This window comes from Citromicrobium bathyomarinum, assembly GCF_038594605.1.
GTDB classification, from domain to species: Bacteria; Pseudomonadota; Alphaproteobacteria; order Sphingomonadales; family Sphingomonadaceae; genus Alteriqipengyuania; species Alteriqipengyuania bathyomarina_B.
In genome coordinates, this window is record NZ_JBCFZM010000001.1 from 264,470 (window position 1) to 278,611 (window position 14,142).

General features: G+C 64.3%; 15 protein-coding genes. 10 read left to right on the forward strand and 5 right to left on the reverse strand.

Going from position 1 to position 14,142, the window contains the following annotated elements; genetic code table 11:
- The first annotated feature begins 4 nt into the window (after positions 1-4).
- Complete coding sequence (locus tag AAG612_RS01180; protein WP_342506421.1) at positions 5-562, forward strand: hypothetical protein; 558 nt, start codon at positions 5-7, stop codon at positions 560-562.
- Between the two features lie 37 nt (positions 563-599).
- Here the strand turns inward: AAG612_RS01180 and rfbD are convergent, their stop codons facing one another.
- From rfbD to rfbA, 4 genes are read right to left on the reverse strand one after another with little or no spacing between them, the layout of a single operon-like run.
- Positions 600-1,484: a dTDP-4-dehydrorhamnose reductase gene (rfbD, locus tag AAG612_RS01185; RefSeq protein ID WP_342506423.1), complete on the reverse strand. Its 885-nt coding sequence runs from the start codon at positions 1,482-1,484 to the stop codon at positions 600-602.
- Positions 1,481-2,542, reverse strand: coding sequence for a dTDP-glucose 4,6-dehydratase (gene rfbB / locus AAG612_RS01190; protein ID WP_342506426.1), 1,062 nt, complete (start codon positions 2,540-2,542; stop codon positions 1,481-1,483). Before rfbB ends, rfbD begins: the two co-directional genes overlap by 4 nt.
- A gap of 6 nt (positions 2,543-2,548) precedes the next feature.
- The gene (rfbC, locus tag AAG612_RS01195; protein ID WP_342506428.1) at positions 2,549-3,115 is read right to left on the reverse strand and encodes a dTDP-4-dehydrorhamnose 3,5-epimerase; all 567 of its coding nucleotides are present in this window, start codon (positions 3,113-3,115) and stop codon (positions 2,549-2,551) included.
- Positions 3,112-3,993 carry a glucose-1-phosphate thymidylyltransferase RfbA gene (rfbA, locus tag AAG612_RS01200; RefSeq protein WP_342506430.1) on the reverse strand — a complete coding sequence of 294 codons (882 nt, stop codon included), beginning with the start codon at positions 3,991-3,993 and terminating at the stop codon, positions 3,112-3,114. Before rfbA ends, rfbC begins: the two co-directional genes overlap by 4 nt.
- 197 nt (positions 3,994-4,190) lie before the next feature.
- Between rfbA and cysD the strand changes: the two genes are divergently transcribed.
- The 7 genes from cysD to AAG612_RS01235 all read left to right on the forward strand — a co-directional run bounded on the left by cysD (position 4,191) and on the right by AAG612_RS01235 (position 11,168).
- Positions 4,191-5,153, forward strand: a complete 963-nt coding sequence (gene cysD, locus AAG612_RS01205; protein ID WP_342506433.1) for a sulfate adenylyltransferase subunit CysD — start codon at positions 4,191-4,193, stop codon at positions 5,151-5,153.
- The gene (gene cysN, locus AAG612_RS01210) at positions 5,153-7,081 is read left to right on the forward strand and encodes a sulfate adenylyltransferase subunit CysN (protein WP_342506435.1); all 1,929 of its coding nucleotides are present in this window, start codon (positions 5,153-5,155) and stop codon (positions 7,079-7,081) included. The genes cysD and cysN overlap by 1 nt, the downstream gene beginning before the upstream one ends.
- 20 nt (positions 7,082-7,101) lie before the next feature.
- Positions 7,102-7,365: a DUF2061 domain-containing protein gene (locus AAG612_RS01215; RefSeq protein WP_342506437.1), complete on the forward strand. Its 264-nt coding sequence runs from the start codon at positions 7,102-7,104 to the stop codon at positions 7,363-7,365.
- Entirely contained in the window at positions 7,362-8,087 is a 726-nt protein-coding gene (locus AAG612_RS01220) for a 3'(2'),5'-bisphosphate nucleotidase CysQ (protein WP_342506439.1), read from the forward strand. Before AAG612_RS01215 ends, AAG612_RS01220 begins: the two co-directional genes overlap by 4 nt.
- Positions 8,088-8,330: 243 nt before the next feature.
- Positions 8,331-9,716 (forward strand): exopolysaccharide biosynthesis polyprenyl glycosylphosphotransferase, encoded by a 1,386-nt coding sequence (locus AAG612_RS01225; protein ID WP_342506441.1) that lies wholly within the window; start codon positions 8,331-8,333, stop codon positions 9,714-9,716.
- A gap of 154 nt (positions 9,717-9,870) precedes the next feature.
- Positions 9,871-10,224 (forward strand): hypothetical protein, encoded by a 354-nt coding sequence (locus tag AAG612_RS01230; protein WP_342506443.1) that lies wholly within the window; start codon positions 9,871-9,873, stop codon positions 10,222-10,224.
- 44 nt (positions 10,225-10,268) lie between these two features.
- Positions 10,269-11,168, forward strand: a complete 900-nt coding sequence (locus AAG612_RS01235) for an HpcH/HpaI aldolase/citrate lyase family protein (RefSeq protein ID WP_342506445.1) — start codon at positions 10,269-10,271, stop codon at positions 11,166-11,168.
- Positions 11,169-11,367: 199 nt separating this feature from the next.
- On the opposite strand, the gene AAG612_RS01240 is transcribed toward AAG612_RS01235, so the two are convergent.
- The gene (locus AAG612_RS01240) at positions 11,368-12,165 is read right to left on the reverse strand and encodes an enoyl-CoA hydratase-related protein (protein WP_342506447.1); all 798 of its coding nucleotides are present in this window, start codon (positions 12,163-12,165) and stop codon (positions 11,368-11,370) included.
- A gap of 131 nt (positions 12,166-12,296) precedes the next feature.
- Here AAG612_RS01240 and AAG612_RS01245 point away from each other — a divergent pair, with 131 nt between their 5' ends.
- Positions 12,297-13,094, forward strand: a complete 798-nt coding sequence (locus tag AAG612_RS01245) for a tyrosine-protein phosphatase (RefSeq protein WP_342506449.1) — start codon at positions 12,297-12,299, stop codon at positions 13,092-13,094.
- 64 nt (positions 13,095-13,158) lie between these two features.
- On the forward strand, positions 13,159-14,139 hold the full coding sequence (trxB, locus tag AAG612_RS01250; protein WP_342506451.1) for a thioredoxin-disulfide reductase: 981 nt from the start codon (positions 13,159-13,161) through the stop codon (positions 14,137-14,139).
- Positions 14,140-14,142 lie beyond the last annotated feature (3 nt).

The window sequence follows — 14,142 nt, forward strand, 5'->3', positions numbered from 1 at the left end:
CAACATGTTCAATCTACTCGGCTCGGGCCTCTATTTCATGGTTGCCCTGACCGCGCTTCTGGCCGCTTTCATGGTCCGGGGGGATCGGGTCGGAGACCGCATTCACTGGGTTGGCATAGCCGCGCTGTATATGGGCTTCGCCGCTTCGAGGTGGTTTCAGATCGAAGTCGGTCTGAGTTCGATGTTGCGCGAAACAATCCGTTCTGCGGGTGCCTATGGCGAGCGGGCCTCGTGGCAGGCTCCAGCAACCGTCGTCCTCGTCGTTCTGCTCTTCGCGCTCGGCTGGTACTTTGTCTCGACATGGCGCAGGCGGAGCCCCGGCAGCCGCGCGAGGGCGGTGTTCATATCCCGTTTCGCAGGGATTGCGCTGTTGCTGTTCGTGGGGGTCAGGATCGCGTCGCTGCACGCGATCGACAAGCTGATCTATTCGGGCGGGCCCATCCGGCTGAACTACATCATCGATCTCGGCTTGACGGGCATCGTGCTGGCGATGGCGATCCTCTACGCTTACCGTTCATGGCAGCGGGGGGGCGGCGGCAACCGACGCGCGCCCCGGCGCTGAATCACCGACGCGCGCCCCGGCGCTGAATCCCTGCCTCTCAGCCGAGTAGGCGAGCCACCGTTTCGGACAGTGATTCCTGCCAAGGCGGGGCGACATGGCCGAAGACTTCACCGAACTTCGCACTATCGAGGCGGGAATTGGCGGGGCGTGCGGCCTTGGTCGGATAGTCCGACCCCGGAATGCCTGTAACTTCGCAAACAGGGCCGCCGCACTTGCCGCTCTGCGCGAAGATCGCACGCGCGAAATCGGCCCAGTTGGTCGCGCCGGTTCCGCCGAAATGATAGAGCGCGTTCGCGCCATGGCCCGGCTCCGCCTGCCAACGATCGGCGACTGCTAGCAATGCGTCGGCGATGTCGAGCGCGCTGGTCGGGTTGCCGTGCTGGTCGTTCACGACGTTGAGCGCATCGCGCCCCTCGGCGAGCCGCAGCATCGTCTTGACGAAATTGGCGCCGAAGGGGCTGTAGACCCAGGCCGTGCGCAAAATGGCATAGGTGGCTCCCGATTCGCTGAGCGCCTCCTCTCCTGCCAGCTTGGTCTTGCCGTAAACGCCGATCGGGCCGGTCGGGTCATCCTCGCGCCATGCGCGCTCGCCACTGCCGTCGAACACGTAATCGGTAGAAAGATGCAGCACCGGCGCACCGGCGCTTGCCGCAGCCTTTCCGATGATGCCGGGGGCCTCACCGTTGATCGCCATCGCCAGATCGGGCTCGTCCTCGGCATCGTCCACTGCGGTATAGGCGGCGGCGGAGATGACGAGATCGGGCTGCGCCGCGTCGATAGCGCGAGCGATGCTGGCGGGATCGGCGAGGTCGAGCTCGGGCCGCGCGGCGAAGATCAGCTCGTGCGGATTGTCGCGTGCGCCGCAGCGTTCGGCCAGCGATTGCGCGACCTGCCCGTCGCGCCCGGTGACGAGGATCTTCATGTCTTGTCGGAGCCGAGCCGTTCGCCCGAATACTTGCCCGAGCGGATCGGGCCCCACCACCACTCGTTGTCGAGATACCAGTCGATGGTCTTGGCAAGCCCGCTCTCGAAGCTCTCCTGTGGGCTCCAGCCCAGCTCGCGCGCGATCTTGCTGGCGTCGATCGCATAGCGACGATCATGCCCGGGGCGATCGGTGACGAAGGTGATCAGTTCGCGGCGGCTGGTGCCGCCTTCCAGCGGGCGACGCTCGTCGAGCGCGTCGCAGATCGCTTCGACCACCTGCAGGTTGGTCCGTTCCTGGTTGCCGCCGATATTGTAGCTTTCACCCAGCTTGCCCTTGGTCAGCACGGTGATGAGAGCATTTGCGTGATCTTCGACGAACAGCCAGTCGCGCACGTTCTCGCCCGTGCCATAGACCGGCAGCGGCTTGCCATCGAGCGCGTTGAGAATGACCAGCGGGATCAGCTTTTCGGGGAAGTGATAGGGCCCGTAATTGTTCGAGCAGTTCGAGAGGACCACGGGCAGCCCGTAGGTCTCGTGCCAGGCGCGCACGAAATGGTCGCTCGCCGCCTTGGACGCCGAATAGGGCGAGGAGGGCGCGTAGGGCGTCTCCTCGGTAAACAGCGTGTCGTCGAAATCGAGATCGCCGAACACTTCGTCGGTCGAGATATGATGGAAGCGGAAGTTCGCTTTCTTGTCGCCTTCCAGCCCGCGCCAGTATTCGAGCGCGGCGTCGAGCAGGCGGAAGGTGCCGACCACATTGGTCTCGACGAAGGCGCCGGGTCCATCGATCGAGCGATCGACATGGCTCTCGGCGGCCAGATGCATGATCCCGTCGACGTTTTCCTCGCGCAGCAGCGCCAGCACCATCTCGTTGTCGAGGATATCTCCTTCGACCAGCCGATGGTTGGGCGCATTGGAGATCGTCTTCAGGCTTTCCGGATTGCCCGCATAGGTCAGCTTGTCGAGATTGATGACGCGCTTGCCGTCGCGCACCAGCTGGCGCACCACTGCCGAGCCGATGAAGCCCGCGCCGCCGGTGACGAGGATGGTTTCCATGGTCGGTCAGCCTTTATACGTAAACGGGGTATCGAAATCGGCGAAAAGCGGCGCTTCGAGATCCTTCTCGGACAGCGTCGGCTCGCCATCGATCGTGGGCCAGTCGATCGCTAGCGCAGGATCGTTCCAGCGGATCGCGCCTTCGTGTTCCTTGGAATAGGGGCCGCTGACTTTGTAGAGCACCTCGGTATCGGGCTCCAAAGTCATGAAGCAGTGGGCGAAGCCGATCGGCACCAGCAGCTGGTTCCATTTGTCCGCCGACAGCGTGACGCCGACATGCTGGCCATAGGTCGGCGAGCCCTTGCGGATATCGACCGCAACATCGTAGATCGCACCGCGCAGCACGCGGACCAGCTTGTCCTGCGCCACAGGCGGCACCTGGAAATGCAGACCGCGCACCGTGCCGACGGCGGCGGACATCGACTGGTTGTCCTGGATCCAGTCGATATCGATTCCCTCGGCCTCGAAGGCGGATCGTTTGAAGACCTCGGAGAAGAAGCCGCGATGGTCGCCATATTTGGGCGGGATCACCTCGACCACGTCGGGGATGGCATGACGGATGAACTGGGTCACGCCGGGTTCTCCACGAGCTTCTTCAGATAGGCGCCGTAGCCGGTCTTGCCCATCATGCCGGCACGTTCGAGCAGTGAGTCCGCGCCGAGCCAGCCCTGGCGGAAGGCGACTTCCTCCGGACAGGCGATCTTGATGCCGGTCCGGTGCTCGATCGTGCGCACGAAGCTCGATGCTTCGTGCAGGCTTTCGTGCGTGCCGGTGTCGAGCCAGGCATAGCCGCGGCCCAGCCGCGTGATGTGCAGGTCGCCGCGCTCCATATAGGCGCGGTTGATGTCGGTGATTTCGAGTTCGCCGCGCGCGCTGGGCTGCACGTTCTTCGCGATCTCGACCACATCGCTGTCGTAGAAATAGAGGCCCGTCACTGCCCAGTTCGATTTGGGATTGGCGGGCTTTTCCTCGATGCTGGTCGCTTTGCCGGTTTCGGCGTCGAAGGCGGCCACGCCATAACGCTCGGGATCGTCGACATGATAGGCGAACACGTTGGCTCCGCCTGCCGCAGCCTCGGCAGCAGCGGTGCGGCATTTCTCGCCCATCTTCTCGCCGTGATAGATATTGTCGCCCAGAATGAGCGCGCTGGGCCCGCCGGCAACGAAGTCCGCACCGATGATGAAGGCTTCTGCAAGGCCGTTGGGTTCGGGCTGCACCGCGTAGGACAGGTCGATGCCGAAGGCCGATCCGTCACCGAGGAGATTTTCGAACATCGGCAGGTCGCGCGGGGTCGAGATGATCAGCACCTCGCGAATACCCGCCAGCATCAACACGCTGAGCGGATAATAGATCATCGGCTTGTCGAACACGGGCAGCAGCTGTTTCGAGAGCGCCATGGTGGCGGGATAGAGCCGCGTGCCGCTGCCGCCGGCAAGGATGATGCCTTTCAAGTGAATTCCCCGAATTGCCTGACGTGGTTTACCGTCCGCGAGCCCACTAGCCCTAGGGCCCAAAAGTGTCACCCCTCCGCGCGATCTTGCCCCGAATTGGGCGCAAACCCGGTGCGCTGCGACGACCAAACAATGTTTCGGGAGGCGTCTGCACGGCACTCGATCGGCTGCATCGAGCAGCCTCCAAACTGCGGCATTTGGCCAGGCAAGCCTTTCTATCTTGGCTTCCAAGCCCGAAGCCGTCATGTGGGGCCGCGATGACGAAACTGACGCATCTCCAGCGCCTCGAGGCAGAGGCGATTCACATCATGCGCGAAGTGGTGGCCGAGACCGCCAGGCCCGTGATGCTCTATTCGGCCGGCAAGGACAGCGCGGTGATGTTGCATCTGGCGCGCAAGGCCTTCCACCCTTCGGCGCCGCCGTTCCCGCTGCTCCATGTCGATACGACATGGAAGTTCCAGGAGATGTACGCGGTACGCGATGCCTCGGCCAAGGCAGCGGGGATGGAGTTGCTCGTGTGGCAGAACCCCGAGGCGAAAGAACGCGGGATCAACCCGTTCGATCACGGTCCGCTCCATACCGATATGTGGAAGACGCAAGGGCTCAAGCAGGCGCTCGATCATTACGGCTTCGATGCCGCTTTCGGCGGTGCGCGGCGCGATGAGGAGAAGAGCCGCGCGAAGGAGCGCGTGCTGTCGTTCCGCACGGCGGCCCACGCGTGGGACCCGAAGAACCAGCGGCCCGAACTCTGGAACCTCTACAATACGCGCAAGGATGCGGGCGAGAGTATTCGCGCCTTCCCGATCTCCAACTGGACCGAGCTGGATATCTGGCAATACATCATGGCCGAAAAGATCGAGATCGCCTCGCTCTACTACGCCGCACCCCGCCCGGTGGTGGAGCGCGACGGGATGCTGCTGATGGTCGACGATGATCGTTTTCCGCTGGCCGAGGGCGAGCAACCGCAGACCCGCTCGGTCCGATTCCGCACGCTGGGATGCTACCCGTTGACCGGCGCGGTCGAGAGCGAGGCGGACACGATCGAAGGCGTCGTGCAGGAAATGCTGCTTACCACCAGCAGCGAGCGACAGGGCCGCGCGATTGACAAGGACGAAGGCGGCGCCGGGATGGAGAAGAAGAAGGCGGAGGGGTATTTCTGATGGCCGACGCCGAAGACCGGACATACCGCCCCGATGCGCTGATCGCGCAGGATATCGAGGCCTATCTCGCCCGCCACCGCGACAAGGGCCTGCTGCGCTTCATCACCTGCGGCAGCGTGGATGACGGCAAGTCCACCCTGATCGGGCGGCTCCTGTATGATTCGCGCGCCGTGTTCGAGGATCAGCTGAGCCAGTTGCACAGCGACAGCGCGAAGGTCGGCACGCAGGGCCAGGAGATCGACTTCGCACTGCTGGTCGACGGCCTCTCCGCCGAGCGCGAGCAGGGCATCACGATCGACGTCGCCTACCGCTTCTTCGCGACCGAGACGCGCAAGTTCATCGTCGCCGACACCCCGGGGCACGAGCAATATACCCGCAACATGGTCACCGGCGCATCGACCGCCGATGCCGCGGTGCTGCTGGTCGATGCCCGCAAGGGTGTGCTGGTCCAGACGCGGCGGCATGCTTTCCTCGCGCATCTGCTGGGCATCCGTCACATCATCCTGGCGGTGAACAAGATGGACCTGATCGATTACGACCAGGCCACCTTCGAGACGATCCGGGATGAGTTTGCGCAGTACGCCGCCGATCTCGACTTTGCCGATATCACGGCGATCCCGATCTCCGGCTTCAAGGGCGACAATATCGTCACCGCGTCCCCGGCGATGGAATGGTATGAGGGCCCGACGCTGGTCGGCCAGCTCGAAGCCGTTCCGCTTCCGGGCGAGCGCGCGCAGGCGCGGCCCTTCCGCATGGCCGTCCAGTGGGTCAACCGGCCCAATCAGGATTTTCGCGGGTTCGCCGGGCTGATCGGCGATGGCGCGATCCGGCCGGGCGATCCGGTTCGCATCCTGCCCTCGGGCGCGCAAACCACCGTGAAGAGCATCTCCACCTTCGACGGCCCGCTGGATGAGGCGGTTGCAGGTCAGTCGATCACGCTTACCCTGTCGGACGAGGTCGATTGCAGCCGGGGCGATGTGATTGCGACCGCCGACGATCCGCCGCAGGTCGCCGACCAGTTCGAGGCGAGCCTCGTGTGGATGGACACGGCCGCGATGAAACCGGGGCGGGGCTACTGGCTCAAGCTCGGCAGTCGCATGGTCACTGCGACGCTGCAGGCGCCGAAATACGAGATCGACGTCAACAATCCGCTCGGCTCGGGGGCGCATCTGGCGGCAAAGACACTCGAGTTGAACGGGATCGGCGTGCTCGAACTGCACACCGACCGCCCGATCGCGTTCGAGCCTTATGCCGACAGCAAGGCGCTGGGCGGGTTCATCCTCATCGACAAGGAGAGCAACGCGACTGTCGCCTGCGGCATGCTCAACTTCGCGCTCCGCCGTGCGCAGAACGTCCACTGGCAGCCGACGGACATAGCCCGCGAACATCATGCGGCGCTCAAGAACCAGGTGCCGCGCGTGCTGTGGTTCACCGGGCTCTCGGGCTCGGGCAAGTCGACCATCGCCAACGCGGTAGAAAAAAAGCTCGCGCTGATGAACCGGCACACCTTCCTGCTCGACGGGGACAATATCCGCCATGGGCTCAACAAGGATCTCGGCTTCACCGAGGCCGACCGGATCGAGAATATCCGCCGGATCGGCGAGGTCGCCAAGCTGATGGCCGACGCCGGGCTGATCGTGCTGACCGCCTTCATCAGCCCTTTTCGGGCCGAGCGGCAGATGGTGCGCGAGATGCTACCCGACGGGGAGTTCATCGAGATTTTCGTCGAGACCCCCATCGAGGTGGCCGAGAAACGCGATGTCAAAGGCCTCTACAAGAAGGCGCGCGAGGGCAAGCTGAAGAACTTCACCGGGATCGACAGCCCCTATGAAGCGCCGGCGAGCCCTGAGATACGGGTCAACACGGTCGACATGAGCGTGGACGAGGCGGCCGATCACATCGTCTCGAAAATCCTGCCGCTCAAATAACGTCGAACCGGGGGGATACGATGTTTCTGTTCAATGGTCGCGAGGCCCATTCGCGCTCTTTCGTAAAGGCGGTCAGCTGGCGGGTATTGGGCAGCATCGACACCTTCCTGCTCAGCCTTCTCTTCACCCGCAACGTCGGGGCAGCAGGGGCTATCGCGACCACCGAAGTCCTGACCAAGATGTTCCTCTATTATTTCCATGAGCGGGTCTGGGCCGGCATCTCATGGGGCCTGTCCGGCGACACCGGACAAACTGCCGAGGCCCCGAAGGCCTCAAACACATGACCGATCTGGAACTGGCACATGCGCTGGCCGAGCAGGCGGGCAAGGTCGCGCTCGCGATCCGTGCCGCCGGCCTTATCGAGGGCAAGCCGCTGGGCGCAGCAGGCGACCGCGCAGTCAATGCATTCCTCGTCCCGGCAATCGCCCAGCACCGGCCCGATGACGGGCTGCTCTCCGAAGAGGAGAAGGACGATTCTGCGCGGCTCGACAAGTCTCGCGTGTGGATCGTCGATCCTGTCGACGGGACGCGCGAATATGGCGAGGAGCGTGAAGACTGGGCGGTCCACATAGGGCTGGCGATCGACGGCGTTGCCCATACCGGCGCGGTCGCTCTGCCGGGTCTGGGCCTCGTCCTCACCAGCGATGGCGCGTCGCGCGAGGACCATGCACCCACCGGCAAGATCGTCGTCAGCCGCAGCCGTCCGCCTGCAGAAGCGGAGCGGGTCGCCACGGCGCTGGGCATGGAGCTGGTCGGCATGGGCTCTGCCGGTGCGAAAGCGATGGCGGTCGTGCGCGGCGAGGCCGATGCCTACCTGCATAGTGGCGGACAATACGAGTGGGACAATTGCGCGCCGGTCGCGGTGGCGCAGGCGCACGGGCTGCACTGTTCGCGGATCGACGGATCGCCGCTGATCTACAACCGCGCCGACGTATCGCTGCCCGACCTGCTGATCTGCCGTCCGGAGCTGGCGGAAGATATCCTCGGGGCGGCTCGGCAAGGTTGAGCCGACGCCGCGTCGCTGGCCCCTCGTCCGGTCGAACCACGCGCTGCCAAATTTGCTGGCAGTGAGTTCGATTTTATGCCACGCAGTCGCGTCGCCCTTGACCCCGAGAAGTCTCGGGCAGAGATCGTCGCACTTGATCCCGATCCGAGTCGGACACACTACGTCGAGAGTAATTTCAGACGTTTGTCTTGCGAGGGCTCAACCGGGCGGTCTTTGGCGATAGAGTTTTTTGGGAGCGGACAAATGGGTATGTCGTTCGACGAGCGTATCCTGAATTTCGACCGTTCAGCCGACATACCGATCGAGAAATATCGGATCCAGCTCTATATATTCCTGCTGATCGGGGATGTGTTGCTGATGGCGTCGTCGATCCTTGTGGTCAGCGGTATCTACGAGGTTCGTCCCTGGCACACGGCGGCCGGAGAAGAGATTGCATCTGCAATTACCCCGATCTTTGCGATCCTGTGCTTCTATCTCGGGCTCTATTCGATCCCGTCGCTCGCCAGCGTCCGGAAGATGGTGCTTATCGTATTGCACGCGTCGGTAGCATCGGCCGTGCTGTTTCTGATCGTCACGTTCGTGACGAAGACCACGGCCGAAACGTCGCGTTTCATGCTTACCGTGGGGCTGACCGTGGGCACCATCATGGTCATCGCCTTCCACGCGGTCGTCACCGGGATTTGCCGGAAATGGCTAGGCACGAACTTCGAGAACGTGATGATCGTCGATGCCGGTGGCGGCCCGATCGAACTCGACGGGGCGCACCAGTTCGATGCGTCGGGTATCTGCCTCGAACGCCTCAAGCATTCGCCCGACGAGTTGCACGATCTGGGCTCGAAGATGCGCAATATGGATCGCGTGATCCTGAATTGCCCCCCCGGCGACCGGCCCGACTGGGCCCATGTCCTCAAGGCATTGGGGGTACGGGCGGAAATAACCTCCTCCATCCTCGAGGACATGGGCGCGCTCGAGATTCGAAAAGAGGATGGGTTCACCACCATTCTTGTCGCCACCGGTCCGCTCAGCCTGCGCAAGCGCGTGATCAAGCGCGCGTTCGATCTTGCGCTTACGGTGCCCGCGACCATCGTTCTGCTACCTGTATTCCTCATCATCGCAATTGCCATTCGGCTCGACGACGGTGGTCCGGTGTTCTTCCGGCAGCGCCGCACAGGCCGCAACAATTGCTTCTTTACGATGCTGAAGTTCCGCACCATGCGGGTCGAGAAGACGGACAGCGACGGCAATGTTTCCGCTTCGCGCGACGATGACCGGATTACCAAGGTCGGAAGTTTCTTACGTCGCACCAGCCTCGACGAACTGCCACAGCTTTTTAATGTGCTCCTCGGCCATATGAGCATCGTCGGCCCGCGTCCGCACGCGATCGGATCTCGCGCTGGCGACAAGCTGTTCTGGGAAGTGAGCCAGGAATACTGGCAGCGTCATGCGATGAAGCCCGGGCTGACGGGCCTCGCGCAGGTGCGTGGCCTGCGCGGCGCGACCGATCGCGAGGAAGACCTGACCAAGCGATTGACCGCCGATCTGGAATATCTCGCGAACTGGTCGCCGCAGGGGGACCTGTGGGTCATCCTGCAGACGCTGCGCGTGCTGGTGCACCCCAACGCCTATTGAGGGTTGCGTAAGGAGCGCGTGGCGGGAGGTGACCTGTCTCTCTCTCCGCTCGACCGGAGGCCCTCGCTTGACGCTACCTGGCGGAATTGCAAATCTCCCACTCGCGGCGTTCGCCAGGACCGCCGCATAATGGCAGCCATTGGGGGAAATGGGGATGTCGAAGGGATGGATGCTGGCCGCGGGCCTGACATGCGCATTTGCGGTTTCGGCTCAGGCGCAGGAGCAACCGCAGCCGGACAAGCAATCAACGTCGATCGAGAAGGCAGACCTCGTCCACGTCTCTCGCGGCGTCGAAACCGCCGTTCTCGGCGACCGCGACGAAGCACGGCGCGAACTGGCTGCGAAGGTAGAGATGGCGGCGCGCATGGCCTGCGCCGATTCCTGGAGGCCGCGCTCCACGATCTATGAATCGATCCGCTATAGGGTCGACTGGTCGGTGCCCGAGAATGCCCGCGCCGGTGGGCGCAAGGCCATCGCGCGCGATATCAGCGTGCGTTGCCGGCGCTAGCTCCGCCTCTGGCGAGCGACGCCATACCGCGCTAGGGCAAGGCTATGACGACCATGCCCAAGCCCGCCGCCGATGTCCGTCCGTGGGCAGCCCGATCGCTTCTGTTCGTGCCGGGCGACAGCCCGCGCAAACTTGAGAAAGCGTTGGCGGGCGAGGCGGACCTCATCATTCTCGACCTTGAGGATTCGGTCGCCGAGAATGCCAAGCCGGGCGCGCGCGAACATGTGGCCGAGGCGCTGACTTCGGGCGAGCGCGCAAAGCCGCTCTGGGTGCGCATCAACCCGCTCGATTCGGCCGATGCCCTCATCGATCTGGTCGCGGTCGTGAAACACCGGCCCGACGGGATCATGCTCCCCAAGGCGACACCGGACGAGGCGCTGCTGCTGGGCCATTACCTCACCGCGCTCGAAGCAGCTGCGGGGATCGAGCACGAGACGATCCGCCTGATCGTCGTCGCGACCGAGACCGCGCCTGCGCTGTTTCGGCTTGGCGACTATGCGAGTGTGCCCCGGCTCGATGCGCTGACCTGGGGGGCGGAAGACCTCGCGGCGGCGTTTGGTGCAGCTGCCAACCGCGATGCTCAAGGCAATCTACTCGAACCCTTCGCGCTGGCGCGCACGCTGTGCCTTGCCGGAGCCCATGCGGCGGGAATCGCACCGATCGAGACGATCGACCCGAATTTCCGCGACGAGGATCGCATGGCCAAGGTGCCGACGGATGCACGCCGCGTCGGCTTCCGGGGCATGATGGCGATCCATCCGGCGCAGGTCGGCCCGATCAATCGTGCTTTCACTCCCTCGAAGGAAGAACTGGCGCGCGCGCGCCGGATCGTCGACCTGTTCGAGCAGAGCCCCGATGCGGGCGCGCTCCAGCTCGATGGCGAAATGATCGACATCCCGCACCTGAAGCAGGCGCGCGGTTTGCTTGCACAGGCGCGCGTGTAGGGCTCTGACACACCTGACACAGTGTCCTAGGGGCAAAAAACTCCCGGCTCGGAAGGTGCGGACGCGGGCGCGCGAAAGACACGCCGCCGCAAGAAGCGAATGGGGTCGACGGTGAGAAAGAGCTGCGAAGAGGCTAGCGAGGACTGGGCGAGTAGGAAATCCAGCTCCCGTCCGCGTGTCTATCTAATCTCGCAGCATACTACCGTCCCTTGAACTGTGCCTCACGCTTGCCGAGGAAGGCCTGCACGCCTTCGACGAAATCCTCGCTGTTGCCCGCGATCCGCTGCGCTTCGGCCTCGGCATTCATGGCGTCGGAAAGGCTGCCCGATTGCGCGCCCCGCACCAGCCGCCGGATCTGCCCCATCGCCACGGTCGGGCCATTGGCGAGCCGCTCCGCGAGTGCCCGTGCCTCGTCCATCACCGCATCGTCTTCGACGCAGCGGTTGATCATGCCCAGCTCGTGGGCGCGCTCGGCCGCGATCCGCTCGCCGAGCAGCATTGCTTCCATCGCCGCCGGGATGCCTGCCGCCTTGGGCAGCACCCAGGTCGCGCCGCCATCGGGGACGAGGCCGATATTGACGAAGGCCTGCAGGAAATAGGCGGACTTGCCCGCCACGATCAGGTCGCCCGACAGCGCCAGCGTGCAGCCGATCCCGGCGGCCGCGCCGTTGACTGCGGTCACCACCGGCACATCGAGCCCGGCAAGCGCCAGCATCAACGGGTTGAAGCTGGTCTGGAGCGACCGGCGCGAGGCATCGCCGGGCTTCGATCCGCCACCGCCAAGGCTCCGTCCGGAAAGGTCCGCGCCCGAGCTGAACCCGCGTCCCTCGCCCGTGATCAACAGTGCGCGCGCTTCCATGCCCGGCAGGGCGTCGAAGACGGACATCATCTCGGCGACCATTTCCGGGCCCATCGCGTTCATCTTGTCCGGCTTGTTCAGCGTCAGGGTGACGACGCCGCCGGACTGGTCCACGCGAACGGTGTTATAATCTGCCATGGCGTTCGGTTCCTCTTTCCCAGGTTCTTTGGCGCTTGGTTCGGGCATGGAGTCGAATTTGGCAAGGGTTGCGCTTTGCAATCGACCTTTCCCGGTTGCGCAGGGGCGGGGCGGGTGCCACCTGCTCGGGCATGAGCGATTCCTCGTCAGCCTCCGGCCCCACCTTCCTCGCCACAGACGGCATCCACAATTTCCGCGATTACGGCGGCTATCGCACGCAAGGGGGAGGGCGCGTGCGTACCGGCCTCCTGTTCCGCTCGGGCCAGCATGTCGAGGCGAGCGAGGCGGACCTGAAGACCTTCGCCGATCTGGGCATTCGTACGGTGATCGACCTGCGTGGCAACGCCGAGCGCGAACGCCATCCGTGCCGCCGCCCGGACCTGTGGGACGGCGAGGTCGTGTTCTACGATGGCGAGACGAGCTCGCGCCCCCCGCATGAGCCCGAGCAGCCCATCGAACTGACCGCCGAGACTGCGCACGGCCGCATGCTCAAGGTCTATACCCGCATGCCGCACAACGAGCCGATGCAGACGATCTTCGGGCAATATTTGCGCGCGCTGGCAGAGCGAGACGGCGCAAGCCTCGTCCATTGCTTTGCGGGCAAGGACCGCACCGGCATCGCCGCCGCGCTGCTCCACCATATCCTCGGCGTGTCGCGCGCCGACATGCTGGAAGAATTCCTGCGCACCAACGATGCGCCAACCTACGATATTCTCGAGCGGCAATCGCTTCCGGGCATCGAGGCACGGCTGGGCGGCCCGCTGGATCGCGATGCGGTGGCCGAGCTCATGCAGGTGCGCGAACCCTATTATCAGCGCTTCATGGAGACGGTCGGCGAAGGATGGGGATCGCTGGACTCGTTCCTCGATCGGGCGATTGGTGTGGATGACACCTTGCGAGAGCAGCTTCAGGCGCGCTTCGTGGCGTGACTCTCGCGATCACGATCCCCATACTTGCAAGCCAAGACTTCAGAAGGACAGGAGAAGCGCGCACATGGCGACGCACCGCACCAAGATGCTCATCATCGGTTCCGGCCCGGCAGGCTACAGCGCCGCCATTTACGGCGCGCGCGCGATGCTCGAACCGGTCATGGTCCAGGGCCTTCAGCCGGGCGGGCAGCTGACCATCACCACCGATGTGGAGAACTATCCCGGCTTCGCCGACGTGGTCCAGGGCCCGTGGCTGATGGAGCAGATGCGCGCGCAGGCGGAGCATGTCGGCACCAGGATGCACTGGGACACGATCGTCGAGATCGATCTCAAGTCCGGCCCGCCGTTCCGCGCGGTGGGCGACAGCGGCGACGAGTATATCGGCGACACCGTGGTGATCGCGACCGGCGCCTCGGCCAAGTGGCTCGGCGTGCCGGGCGAGCAGGAGCTGGGCGGCAAGGGCGTATCCGCCTGCGCAACCTGCGACGGGTTCTTCTATCGCGGCAAGAAGGTCGCGGTGATCGGCGGCGGCAACACCGCGGTCGAAGAGGCGCTGTATCTCACCAACCACTCCGACGACGTCACCTTGATCCACCGCCGCGACGAACTGCGCAGCGAGAAGATCCTGCAGGAGCGGCTGTTTGCCTCCGACAAGATCACCCCGCTGTGGAACAAGGCGGTCGAGCGGTTCGAGGCGGGCGAGAACGGCGCGTTGCACCATCTCGTCCTCAAGGACACGCAGACCGGCGAGGAGAGCACGCTCGAAGTCGATGGCGCCTTCGTCGCGATCGGCCACGCGCCTGCGACCGAGCTGTTCACCGGTCAGCTGCCGATGGACGATGGCGGCTACCTGATGGTCGCGCCGGGTACGCCCAAGACCGAGATCCCCGGCGTGTTCGCCTGCGGCGACGTGATGGACCACACCTATCGCCAGGCGGTGACCGCAGCGGGCACGGGCTGCATGGCCGCGCTCGACGCCGAACGCTTCCTCGCCACGATGGACTTCGCGAAAGAGGAACTGCCGGCAGTCGAAGCGGCGGAGTAGCCG

Bases quoted from the DNA above. Each gene is read 5' to 3' on its own strand.
- AAG612_RS01240 (WP_342506447.1), bottom strand. From the start codon at position 12,165: ATGGCAGATTATAACACCGTTCGCGTGGACCAGTCCGGCGGCGTCGTC.
- AAG612_RS01230 (WP_342506443.1), top strand. From the start codon at position 9,871: ATGTCGAAGGGATGGATGCTGGCCGCGGGCCTGACATGCGCATTTGCG.
- AAG612_RS01220 (WP_342506439.1), top strand. From the start codon at position 7,362: ATGACCGATCTGGAACTGGCACATGCGCTGGCCGAGCAGGCGGGCAAG.
- AAG612_RS01235 (WP_342506445.1), top strand. From the start codon at position 10,269: ATGACGACCATGCCCAAGCCCGCCGCCGATGTCCGTCCGTGGGCAGCC.
- rfbD (WP_342506423.1), bottom strand. From the start codon at position 1,484: ATGAAGATCCTCGTCACCGGGCGCGACGGGCAGGTCGCGCAATCGCTG.
- AAG612_RS01225 (WP_342506441.1), top strand. From the start codon at position 8,331: ATGGGTATGTCGTTCGACGAGCGTATCCTGAATTTCGACCGTTCAGCC.
- rfbB (WP_342506426.1), bottom strand. From the start codon at position 2,542: ATGGAAACCATCCTCGTCACCGGCGGCGCGGGCTTCATCGGCTCGGCA.
- cysN (WP_342506435.1), top strand. From the start codon at position 5,153: ATGGCCGACGCCGAAGACCGGACATACCGCCCCGATGCGCTGATCGCG.
- trxB (WP_342506451.1), top strand. From the start codon at position 13,159: ATGGCGACGCACCGCACCAAGATGCTCATCATCGGTTCCGGCCCGGCA.
- AAG612_RS01215 (WP_342506437.1), top strand. From the start codon at position 7,102: ATGTTTCTGTTCAATGGTCGCGAGGCCCATTCGCGCTCTTTCGTAAAG.
- AAG612_RS01180 (WP_342506421.1), top strand. From the start codon at position 5: ATGTTCAATCTACTCGGCTCGGGCCTCTATTTCATGGTTGCCCTGACC.
- AAG612_RS01245 (WP_342506449.1), top strand. From the start codon at position 12,297: ATGAGCGATTCCTCGTCAGCCTCCGGCCCCACCTTCCTCGCCACAGAC.